The sequence below is a fragment of the Streptomyces sp. CBMA29 genome (genome assembly GCF_014596445.1).
Taxonomy (GTDB): domain Bacteria; phylum Actinomycetota; class Actinomycetes; order Streptomycetales; family Streptomycetaceae; genus Actinacidiphila.
Window position 1 is genome coordinate 1 of the sequence record NZ_MECL01000186.1, and the last position, 2,818, is coordinate 2,818.

Annotated in this window: 1 protein-coding gene and 1 pseudogene; both read left to right on the forward strand. The window is 76.0% G+C overall.

The features are described 5' to 3' along the window. Positions 1-2,178 (forward strand): DEAD/DEAH box helicase (locus BGM09_RS24645; RefSeq protein ID WP_188283890.1); only part of this gene is annotated, 2,178 nt, incomplete at its 5' end. A 97-nt stretch (positions 2,179-2,275) separates the two neighbouring features. After that, positions 2,276-2,818: pseudogene (locus BGM09_RS24650) on the forward strand (hypothetical protein); the annotation flags it as partial.

Genomic DNA, 2,818 nt, shown 5'->3' on the forward strand with positions numbered 1-2,818 from the left:
GTCGAGGCCACCGACATCTGGGCGCGGGGCCCCGCGCAGGCCGCGCTGACGCGGTACGCCGACGACCCGCCGCAGCTGGTGCTCGCCGCGCTGACCCGCGCCGCCCGCACGTATCAGGCGCTGCGTACGGCACTGGCCGGTGAGCGCCCCTCCGGGCTGCGGCTCGACCGGGCCGGGGCGCTGGCCTTCCTGCGGGAGGCGGCCCCCGCGCTGGCGGAGGCGGGCTTCGGGGTGCTCGTCCCGTCGTGGTGGCAGCGCAAGCCCGCGCTTGGCATGGCGCTGACCGTACGGGAGCCGCAGCCCGGCACCGTCGAGACGTCGAGCATCGCCGACCGGGACGCGATCGTGGCCTTCCGCTGGCGGGTGGCGCTCGGCGACCAGGCGCTGACCGACAAGGAACTCACCGCGCTCGCCGCCGCCCGGCAGCCGCTGGTCCGGCTGCGCGGCCAGTGGACCGAGGTCGACCCGGCGCGGATCGCCGCCGTGCTGGCCTTCCTGGAACGCGCGGGCAGCGGCACCATGACCACGGGACAGGCCCTGCGGATCGCCCTCGACCCCACCGCGGCCGAGGCGGGCCTGCCCGTCACCGCGGTCACCGCCGACGACCCCGCGGACCGGCTCAGCGGCCTCGGCGCACTGCTGCGCGGCAGCGCGGAGCACCGCCCGGAGCCGGTCGCCGTACCTGCCGGCTTCACCGCGACCCTGCGCCCGTACCAGCAACGCGGCCTGGACTGGCTCGCGTTCCTGTCCCGGCTCGGCCTCGGCGCCGTGCTCGCCGACGACATGGGCCTGGGCAAGACCGCGCAGACGCTCGCGCTGCTCGCCACCGAACGCGAGCGGGCCCGGCGCGAGCAGGACGCGGACGCGGCGGCGTACGGCCCGACGCTCGTCGTCTGCCCGATGTCGCTGGTCGGCAACTGGCGGCGTGAGACCGCCGCCTTCGCACCCGAGCTGCGGGTGTACGTGCACCACGGCGCGGGGCGGCTGTCCGGTACGGAACTGGCCGGAGCGGTAAGGGGCGCCGACCTGGTGATCACCACTTACGGGCTGGTGCAGCGCGACCACGAGGCGCTGGCCGCCGTCACCTGGCGGCGGCTGGTCGTGGACGAGGCGCAGAGCGTCAAGAACAGCGCCACGCACCAGTACCGGGCGCTGCGCGCCCTGCCCGCCCGGCACCGGATCGCCCTCACCGGCACCCCCGTCGAGAACCGCCTCGCCGAACTGCACGCGCTGCTCGACCTGGTGAACCCCGGCCTGTTCGGCACGGCGGGCGCTTTCAAGGAGCGGTACGCGATCCCCGTCGAGCGCGACGGCGACGCGGCCGTGGCGGCCGAACTGCGCCGCCGCACCGGACCGTTCGTGCTGCGGCGGCTGAAGTCCGATCCGGCCATCGCCCGCGAACTGCCCGCGAAGCAGCACATCAAGGTGGTGTGCAATCTGACCGCGGAGCAGGCCGCGCTCTACCGCGCGGTCGTCGCCGACATGCTCGCGCGCATGGACGAGACCCGCGGACTGCGCCGCCGCGCCCACGTCCTGGCCGCCCTAGGCAAGCTGAAGCAGGTCTGCAACCACCCCGCTCATTTCCTCGGCGACGGCTCGTCTCTGGACGGCCGTTCCGGCAAACTCGCCCGTCTGGAGGAAACGCTGGAGACCGCGCTCGCCGCCGGCGACAAGACGCTGTGCTTCACCCAATACGCGGCCTTCGGCGCCCTGTTGCGCCCGCACCTGGCCCGACGGCTCGGCGCCGAGGTGCTGTTCCTGCACGGCGGCGACCCGGCGCGGGCCCGCGAGGAGATGGTGGCCCGCTTCCAGGAGACGGACGGCCCCGCCGTCTTCCTGCTCTCCCTCAAGGCGGGCGGCACCGGCCTCAACCTCACCGCGGCCAGCCAGGTCGTGCACATCGACCGCTGGTGGAATCCGGCCGTCGAGGACCAGGCCACCGACCGCGCCTTCCGGATCGGCCAGCCCCGCGACGTCCAGGTGCGCACCTTCGTCTGCGCGGGCACCGTCGAGGAGCGCGTCGACGCGATGATCGAGGCCAAGCGCACCCTCGCGGACGCCGCCGTCGGCGCGGTCGGCGCGGGCGACACCGCGGCGGCGAACTGGCTCGCGGAGCTGACCACGGCCGAACTGCGCGACGCGCTGCGGCTGTCGGAGGAGGAGGCGGTGAGCGAGTGACGCGCCTCGGCGGACAGCGCGAGCGCGGCGGACCGGCGGACGCCGTCCGCCCCGGCGGGCGGACGACCGCGGCGGTGCCCGTAGCGGCGGTGAGCGGATGACCGGGACAGGAAGCGGCGGCCGTACGTGGGCCGCTCGGCTGGACGCCCGGCTCGCGGGGCTCGGACGCGCGCGCGGCCAGGCGTCGGGGCGCGTCACCGGCCTCGCGGTGGAGCCGGGTCTGGTCACCGCCCGGGTACGGGACGGCGCGCCGACGCCGTGGACGGTACGGATCGAACTGCCCGTGCTGACCGACGCCGAGTGGCGGCGGGCCGAGCGGGCCCTCGTCGCCGACTCCGACGCGCGCGAACAAGTCCTGGACGGCGAACTGCCGCCGGACGCCGACGCCCTCTTCGCCAGGGCCGGGCTGCCGCTGCTCCCGGCCGGGGACGGCGAGCCGGTCCTGGAGTGCGACTGCCCGGACTGGGCACTGCCCTGCGCCCACCTCACCGCCGTACTCGCCGCGCTCGGCGCCGCCTTCGACGACGAACCGTTCCTGCTCACCACCTGGCGCGGCCGGGACCGCCGCGCCGTCCTGGACGCCGTACGCGACGGGCCGCCGCCCGTACCCCTCGACGGCGGCCCGGCCCCCGCCAGCGAC